The sequence below is a fragment of the Roseospirillum parvum genome (assembly GCF_900100455.1).
Classification (GTDB): Bacteria; Pseudomonadota; Alphaproteobacteria; order Rhodospirillales; family Rhodospirillaceae; genus Roseospirillum; species Roseospirillum parvum.
On record NZ_FNCV01000021.1, the window covers coordinates 1 to 8,432 of the forward strand.

At 61.9% G+C, this 8,432-nt stretch carries 7 protein-coding genes; 1 reads left to right on the plus strand and 6 read right to left on the minus strand.

The features are described from left to right. Positions 1-49: 49 nt before the first annotated feature. Positions 50-2,722, minus strand: coding sequence for an SNF2-related protein (locus BLR95_RS14975; RefSeq protein WP_092622006.1), 2,673 nt, complete (start codon positions 2,720-2,722; stop codon positions 50-52). Between the two features lie 12 nt (positions 2,723-2,734). Then, positions 2,735-2,923, minus strand: coding sequence for a type II toxin-antitoxin system Phd/YefM family antitoxin (locus BLR95_RS14980; protein ID WP_092622008.1), 189 nt, complete (start codon positions 2,921-2,923; stop codon positions 2,735-2,737). Positions 2,924-3,272: 349 nt separating this feature from the next. Between BLR95_RS14980 and BLR95_RS14985 the strand changes: the two genes are divergently transcribed. Next, positions 3,273-4,865 (plus strand): type IV secretory system conjugative DNA transfer family protein, encoded by a 1,593-nt coding sequence (locus BLR95_RS14985; protein WP_092622010.1) that lies wholly within the window; start codon positions 3,273-3,275, stop codon positions 4,863-4,865. A gap of 28 nt (positions 4,866-4,893) precedes the next feature. Here the strand turns inward: BLR95_RS14985 and BLR95_RS14990 are convergent, their stop codons facing one another. From BLR95_RS14990 to BLR95_RS15005, 4 genes are all read right to left on the minus strand, one after another. Continuing rightward, a complete protein-coding gene (locus tag BLR95_RS14990; RefSeq protein ID WP_092622012.1) occupies positions 4,894-5,280 on the minus strand; it encodes a type II toxin-antitoxin system RelE/ParE family toxin in 387 nt (128 codons plus the stop codon). After that, complete coding sequence (locus BLR95_RS14995) at positions 5,277-5,537, minus strand: type II toxin-antitoxin system ParD family antitoxin (RefSeq protein ID WP_092622014.1); 261 nt, start codon at positions 5,535-5,537, stop codon at positions 5,277-5,279. The genes BLR95_RS14990 and BLR95_RS14995 overlap by 4 nt, the downstream gene beginning before the upstream one ends. Before the next feature lie 66 nt (positions 5,538-5,603). Continuing rightward, complete coding sequence (locus BLR95_RS15000) at positions 5,604-7,256, minus strand: relaxase/mobilization nuclease domain-containing protein (RefSeq protein WP_092622016.1); 1,653 nt, start codon at positions 7,254-7,256, stop codon at positions 5,604-5,606. Between the two features lie 13 nt (positions 7,257-7,269). Further along, positions 7,270-7,791 (minus strand): plasmid mobilization protein, encoded by a 522-nt coding sequence (locus tag BLR95_RS15005; RefSeq protein WP_218119575.1) that lies wholly within the window; start codon positions 7,789-7,791, stop codon positions 7,270-7,272. Positions 7,792-8,432: the final 641 nt, after the last annotated feature.

An 8,432-nucleotide genomic window follows, 5' to 3' on the forward strand; every position in this document is an offset into this window, starting at 1 on the left:
CCGTCCCGCGCATCATTCCCTCGGACGCAATCCATCGTCCGAGATTGAATCATGCCCAAGCCCGGCGGGCCATCGGGTTTTTCAACAGCCTGTTAAGCGCCTTGATCTGGTCATCCAGCTCCTTCAAGTCCGCCTTAAGCCCGGCGCGCTTGTCCTCCGCCCAGTTGTCCAGCTTTTCCATCTCGTCGTCGAACCAACGGGCTTGGCGTGCAGCCATGTCGTCGAGAATGGTCTGGCGTTCCGCTTGAACCGTAGCTGACAAAGACTCGGGCAAGAAAAGTTCCGCACGGGCCTGCTGTTTGGCCGGCAGCTCGAACAAGCGCATGGCCGCGTTTCCGTCGATACGGCGACCGTCATCGGTTAGTGCGGACAGGATGATGTGGTCCTGATCGTCGGCGCCACGAACGGAGACCTTGTGCGCAACGAGCGTGCCGGCGGTGCCGACGTAAGGCTCGATCGCCACGGCCTTCTGCGGCCAGGCGGTGTAGTCGAATGTGATATCTGCCCCGTCCAGCTCTCGGCTCGCTGCGGCGCTAAGGATATGCTGGGCAAGCGGATGCCCCAGACGGTAGCGGTAGCCGTCGATACCGCTCTTCGCCATGAAATACGCACCGGTCGGCACGCCAACTCCGGCGGGGGACGCCTTCAACGTGAAAGTGCGATAGTCGTCATCGAACTTCGCTGCCTTGGCCAGCTCGAACTTCGTAACCTCCCAGAGCATTCGGGAATAGCGGTCGAGATACTCCCGGCTCTTGTCCATGTTGATCTTCAATCGGTCATGGACCTCCGCGTCGAAATTCTCCAGGAGCTTCCGCCGCGTATCTTCCATCGCCGCGTTGATGTTCTCGTCCATCTCCGTGCGCAGGCGCTCGAACTCCGTTTCAATTTCCTCGGTAGAGCGGCAATTCTGGTAGATGGACACAATCCGCTTTTCGAACTCCACGCCGGACTCAATTGCGCCGAGCACCTCGTCCGATGCGCCGAACACGCCGGAGAAAAGCTGGAACTTCTCGGCCAACAGCTCATAGACCCGCTGATCGGCGGCGTTGTTCTTGTTGAGAAAATTGATGACCACCACGTCGTATCTCTGGCCGTACCGATGGCAACGACCGATCCGCTGCTCGATCCGCTGCGGATTCCACGGCAGGTCATAGTTCACGACGATAGAGCAAAATTGGAGGTTGATGCCTTCGGCCGCGGCTTCGGTCGCGATCATGATCGACGCATCTTCGCGGAAATACTCTACCAGCGCGGCACGGATATCAGCCGTGCGAGAGCCGGTGACCCGATCCGTCCCTTTGTGCTTCTCCAGCCAGGCGGCGTAGATCGCTTTTGACTGCGCGTCATTGTTGGACCCGTTGAACAGCACGAGCTTGTCGTCGTAGCCGTTTTCGGAAAGCAGGCGGACCAGATACTCCTGTGTCCGGCGGGACTCGGTGAAAATGATGGCTTTTTCTGCGGCGCCAAGCTCAGCCGTTTTAGAAAACCCAGCCCGCAGGGCACTCAGCAGCGCCTGCCCCTTGGCATTCTCGGAAATTGAAACCGCGAGGTCACGGAACTCGCGAAGATCAGAAATTTCCTGCTCGATGGCTGCGATGTCCTCGGCGGTGAGAAGCTCCGGCTCGTCTTCACCGTCCGACCATTCGTCGGCAATCTCCTCATATTCTTCGTAGTCTTCTGACAGCTCCTCCTCGAGCTTCTCGCGTAGGTTCTTGTCATCCCTGAGCTGGCGCTCCAGCTTTCGAGCGAGGGAGTCTAGCGCGCCCGCGATGGCAAAGGTCGAAGATGCCAGCAGCTTGCGCATGATCAGCGTCATGAGCGTCCGCTGACTTGACGGCAATGCCTGAAGCGACGGGCGACGCAGATAGTCAGACACCATGTCATAGAGCGATTGCTCAGCCTCAGTCGGAATGAACTCCTCTGTAATCGGGATGCGGTTGGTGTAGCGGATGTATTCGAGCACTTGGCGGCGCAGGGTGCGATGGCAGACGGGCGTCAGGCGCGTCTTCAGTTCATCGAACTGCCCATCGCCGCTCAGACGCGCATATTGCGCGCGGAAGCTCTTGGCGTCGCCGAACGTGTAGTCGTCGATAAGGCTGACGAGGCCATAAAGCTCCATCAAGGAGTTCTGGAGCGGGGTCGCCGTCAGCAGAACCTTCGGAGCGTTGGCCAGCGCACCTTTGAGCGCTCGGCCGATACGGTTATCGGGCCGATAGACATTCCTGAGGCGGTGGGCTTCGTCGATGACTACCAAGTCCCAAGGAATGGCCATTAGCTCTTCGGCGTGGCGCGCAGCGAATTGGAAGGAGCAAATGACCAGCTTCTTCTGCTCGAACGGTCGTCGCGCGCCGTCCTTGGCCATCTTGTTGTAGTTCTTGGCTTCGAGGATCAACGTCGGCAGGAAGAACTTTTCCTCGATTTCCTGAGACCACTGCTTGCGCAGGTTTGCTGGCGTGATGACGAGAATGCGTCGTTTGCCCTCGGTCCACTTTTGGGCGAGAACCAGCCCGGCTTCGATCGTTTTGCCGAGGCCGACTTCGTCAGCCAGGATCGCGCCCTTTGATAGTGGCGACTTGAATGCGAACAGCGCCGCTTCGACCTGATGTGGGTTCAGGTCCACCTGGGCGTCCAAAAGAGCACCGGCGAGCTTTTCGGCATCCGCGACCGAATGCCGTTTGCTCAGCTCATGAGCAAAGAGCTTTGCGTGGTACTCCGTAATCAATAGTTGCCCCCCCTATTCGTCAGGCCGCTCCTCGGGCTTGAGCCTGGATTCCTGTTCCTTGCACAGCCGCGCGTGTTCTTCGACCGACATGACCACGACAACCGCGCGACCATGTTTCTCTATGGTGACTGGCTCCGCGCGTGCGATGTCGATCAATCGGCCGAAGCCGTTTTTCGCGTCCTTCGCAGACATGGTTTTCATGGCGACCGTCCAATTTTGGCTATTGTGTCTATTTTGGACGATTCTGGCAACCGTTTGTGAGCTGGGAGGTCACGTTTTCCGTGGGCAAGCATGCAGGACGCCGCCTTCGCAGGCGCACTACCACTTAAGGGGACAAGTCATTGAAAATCGGCGGAAATCCGCCCAAAATAAATATAGGGACGTGCTGACGGATAACAGTGGAGGCTGTTATTTTGAATATGCGTGGTGAACCGTCAGCTCATCCATTATGGGCCAGCTTTGGTCCCTATGATTGATTATGGTAAGCATTGAATAATTTTTAAGCCCTGAAACGGCAAAAAGTAACAGTCTCCACAGTGGAGACTTCGTTATGCCGTTTATTTATTTCATCCTCGGCTCGGCCCGAGCCACCTTTCGACTATCGACATTCATACTAATCTTCGCACCCAAGCTCGTTTGGAAGACGCTTCCCCTCTTCCTCATGCTCTGGGGGTTGTGGCACTTCCGGGAGAGTCAGTCCGGCGCCCTGCTCATGGCTGCGCTCATGTGCGCAGTGGGCATGCTCATTCAGAAGGTCGGCGAACGCCTTTTCGGCCTGATCTGGCAACCGCCCGTCTCACACGGCTCGGCGCGGTTCGCAACGGAAGCCGAAGCACGCATCGGCAACCTCTTCACCGGACGCGGCGTCATCCTCGGGCGTCTCGCCGGCAGCATCCTCCGGTTTGCCCGTGAAGGCCACATCCTCACGTTCGCGCCGACGCGCAGCGGTAAGGGCGCCGGCGGCGTGATTCCCAACCTGCTCGACCATCCGGGTTCCTGCGTCGTCATCGACGTGAAGGGAGAGAACTTTGCCGTGACCGCGCGGGAGCGGACGAAACGAGGCGCGGTCTATGCACTCGCGCCCTTCGCCACCGATTTCGAGCCGGCGTGCGTCAACCCACTGGACTTCATTCGGCTGGGGACGATTCACGAAGCGGCGGACGCGGCCCTGATCGCTGATCTGATCGTAGTGCCACACGGCGACGATACGTACTGGGACGACGAAGCCCGCAACGTGATTGCGGCGCTGATCTTCTATGTCGCCACCGACATGCCGGACCATCAGCGCACCCTGGGGCACGTGGCCGACCTGGCCACCACCGACCGCGAGGGCTTCGATGCCCTGATGAAGGCCATGGGCGACCATGAGCACGCGGAAGTCCGGCGGCGTGCCCATGCGCTCACCCAGAAAGAAGAGCGGGAGCGCTCGGGCGTGATCTCGTCGGTTCAGAACCACCTTGCCCCGTGGCTGAGCCACAAACCGCTTGCGCGGGCCTGCCACCGGTCGGACTTCCGCTTCGAGGATCTGAAGGACGAGGTGGCGACCGTCTACCTGATCCTGCCACCGGAGTACCTGGTCGTCTGCCGTTCCTTCGTCCGCGTGATGACGGGCCTTGCGATCGCGGCCATGACGCGTACGACGCGGCGGCCGAAACACCGCGTCCTGTTCCTGCTCGATGAGGTCGCGGCCCTCGGCTACATCAAGGTGCTCGAAGAGGCCATCGGCTACATCGCCGGCTACGGCGTGACCCTGTGGCTGTTCTTTCAGGATTTGGCCCAACTGGAGAAGACGTACCGCAAATGGCGCTCCATCGTCGCCAACTGCGCGGTGCGGCAGGCGTTCAACGTGGCCGATGCCCAGACGGCAAAGGAACTGTCCACCCTGCTCGGCGTCTCGACCGTCAAGGTGGACACGCAGGGCCGCTCGGCATCCTTCCCCTTCAGCCTGCTCCCGCACAGCGTCCACCGCGGCATGATGCAGACAGCGCGTCCGCTCATGACCGAGGACGAGGTCATGGCCCTGTCCGGCCGCAAGCAACTGCTGTTCATACAGGGGATGCGGCCAATTCTGGCGAGCAAGCTGCGCTATTTCGACTGGTGGGAATGGCGCTTCTGGGGCAAGTGGGACAGGTGGCAGGGGTAGACATACCGCCTTTGCGGCGGCCTGGGTCTCAACGGCTCAGGTCGTCATCCCGATTGCGTTTCTTCGGCTTGGTTTTGGGCGAAGCGCCCAACACTTGAAAATCCTGTTCCTGCTCCACGTCGAGATGCCGTTGAACGTCCATGCTCTCATGCAGCACGCGAACGACAACGATGGTGTCGTCTTCCGGACGGTAGAACACATGGTGATGGCCGATGCGGGCGCTTCGATAACCTTCGGCGACATCATGCCGTGTGACACCGAGATTGGGATTTGCCGCGAGTTCCTGCATCCGCTCGTGAAGCGCGCGGAGATATCTTCGTGTCTGTTCCAGCCCCCATGTGCGCCGCGTGTAACGGGCGATGCCTTTCAGGTCCTTCTCTGCCTCGGGGCGGATGCGGTAGGCGCGCGCCTTCATGAACCTTCGCGTTCCGTGCCTGCTTCCTCTTCCACTTCCGACATGAAGGTGTCGAAGTCGAACTCCTTGGCGGGGCCGCTGTTCTCACCGGCCTGAAGCGCATGGCGGAGGCGCTCAAGCTTGAGATGATAAACCTCATCCTGCTCGGCCATCAGACGAAGCGCCTCGCGAACGACCTCGCTGGCATTGTTGTAGAGGCCGGATTCCACCTTTTCGCGGACCAGTTCCTCAAGTTTCGGCGTCAAAGACACATGCATGGGCAGCACCCTCCTTCTGATCTGATTATGGGGATGCCGACAAAGATTGTCAAAGATTGGTTATGATTACAGCCCCAACCCGCGCGTCTCCCTTTCGCGCTCGCGCTGACGCTTGCGTTCAGCATGGCGGCGCCAGGCGCGGTGGAGCTGCTCCTTACGCTCTTCGGCGAGGCGGGCCTTGTGGATCATCTCCCCGGTCACCCGGTCGAGGGCGCGGGCGCGCGCCTTCACCTTCTCGATCACCACCTCGCGTATCCAGCCGGCATCTCCGCCGGCGCGCTGGAGGGCCTGATACTCACCCACCGCCTGCTCCAGCGCCCGGCGCTGCTCGGCAATGCGGGCGAAGGCCGTCGCCACCCTGTCACGGGCATCGCGCCAGGAACGCCGCTGGCGCATCAGCGCCTTGAGAGCTTTGTCGGTCCGGCGCTTGGCATAACTGTCGAGCCGGGTCAGGTCGTCGCGGGTTTCACCCAGCACCTGCGGGTTCTGGAGCACGATCTCGTCCGCAACGTCCGCCCCGTGGGCCAGTTCCAGTTTCAACCAGGCCGACCGGGCCTGATCTGCGTCGATGTAGAGGCCGACGAGTTGCGCCATCATCTGCTTGTAGCGAGTGTTCTCCCACTGCTGCTGGCGGGTCATGTCGGCCTGAAGGCGCTCGGTCTTGCGCTGTTGCACGGCGATGCGCCGCTCGGCGTCCCGATAGCTCGCCTGCACGCCACTCCAATAGAGGTAGTCCTGATCGACGGTGTCGAGCACCTCGACGGCATTGCCAGCGCGCTCGGTGCGGAGTTGCTCCAAACGGTGCTGCGCCTCGGCCCGCCGCCTCTCCTCCGGCGCCATGCCGTCGTGGGTCTTCGGCCTGGCCTCCATCTCTTCCATCGCCGCGCGGGAGACCTGCTGGCTGTGCCACACGTCGTAGGGCAGCGCGAAACGCTCTTCCAGTTCCTTGAACCGCACTCCCTTGCCGAGGTCCGAGAGCTTGGCCACGCGCGCGCCATCGGTGATCATCAGACCCTGACCCTTACGGCGTAGGTGATAGCCCTTGTCGGCCAACCGCCCGGTCAGGTCGTCCCACGACTTGGCGGCGAAGAAATCCCCCCGCACCGCGTCGCGCAGCTCGTGCAGGCCGCGGCGGTCGAAGGGGGCCACCGGCTCCCGTCCCTCCCGCTCGGCGATCCGGTACTCGGCATCGCTGATAGACCTGCTGCGGTCCTGCTGCTTGCGCTCGGCAGAGAGGTCACGGGCCACGTTGAGGCCCCGCTCTTCCGCCACCTCCCGACAGAAGGCGGTCAGCCGCCGCCCCTCGTCCGTCCGGCTCCAGGCCCGCAGCGACCGCGGATGGATGCGGTTGACGAGGAAGTGCATGTGCGGGTGCGGCGTGTCGTTGTGGGCATAGACGAGGATCTGATGGTCGGACAGGCCCAGCCGCTCGATGGCCTCGTTGGCGATCTCCCGCATCGCCTCCGGCGTCACCTTCCCCTTCTTCGCGTCGGCCGGATCGAAGGTCAGGATGAAGTGATAGCGGGGCGCCTTGCAGCGGGTGTTCTGGGCGGCCAGTGCCTCCATCCGGGCGGCAGCCTTGGACGGCTCCTCCGTCTCCAGATTGCGGCTGAACATCCACGCCACGCGGCTCGGCTGGTGGCCGTGGGAGCGCCCGGCCAGATACAGAGACGATGCCCGGAACGAAGTCGGCTGGCGGCTGGGAATCTTGAAGCGCATGGCCGCCCGCTCCCTACCTGTGGTCCTTGCCACTGCCCTTGCGAGCGACGGCTTTGTGCAGAGGTTCGGTCACACGTTTGACGGCGGCGAAGAGCGCGTCGCGCTCGGCGTCGTCCGGGTACTTCTCCATGTTGGCGCGGTGGGCGGCGTCGTTGACGGCCTGTCCGACCTCATTGATGGGGACCACATGGGCCTCCATCATCCCGGTCAGGTCGGGGCGGTCGAGGAGGCGGTCGAGCAACTCGCCACCGACGTAGTGCGCCCATTGCCCGTAGGCGGCCTCCCCCGTCGCCGCCTCCAACTGGCGAAAGTTCACGGCGATGGATTGCAGCTCGTAGACCATCTGCTGGGTGACCCGGTCGGGCTTGGGCTTGGCGCGGGGGCGCTTGTCCAGAAGGGCCGCGCGGGCATAGTCGGTCAGGGTCATGCCGGCGGCGATCGCCGCCTCGCGCAGGGCGTCCATCTCCCCGGCGGTGAAGCGCACGCGGAGGAACTCGGAGCGGCGCTCGTCGGGATTAAGGAAGGGACGCGCCATCGGCTCCCCCTTCCCGATATGCCATCTTCAGGGAACGTAGTGAACCCGGCTTGAGCCCCCTTGCGGGGCGAATGCCCAAGAGGGCGGCACAGCGACCTTGAGGCCCGTCGCAGACGGCCGAATGGGCGCGCTTGCCGACCATGTTGAACCCCGATCCAACCCCATGCGCGAGCCCCGCAGGGGCCTCGCAAGGCCGCCACGGGCGGGCATCCGGCATGGGGTTATTGGGGTACAACATACATCTTGCCTCGGGACTGCGAACCTACCACTCCTCCTCATTTCATTTGGGGGCATTCGGTCACAAATACAAGGAAAACAGCGGCTTTTCAAGCACTCCCGTCCATTAATATATACACCGAACCATAGCTGCCAACAAGCCTCAGCAGCTAACAATCACGCACAGTGGATGGCACGAAGTGCCAAAATGGATACGGCCGATGTCGGCATAGCGGACGACCTGCCTTCCGCAGCACGAAAAAGCCCCGCCGGGTATCCCGGCGGGGCGCGCGGACGTGCGGCGGCCTAGGTTCTGTACCCATAAGCGGGATTCCCATCGAGGCGGGATTGTGATTCAAACTTCCAAACGGCAAGGGAGTTTGCTCATGGCCCGCTTCGACCTTACGGACAAGGAATGGGAGATC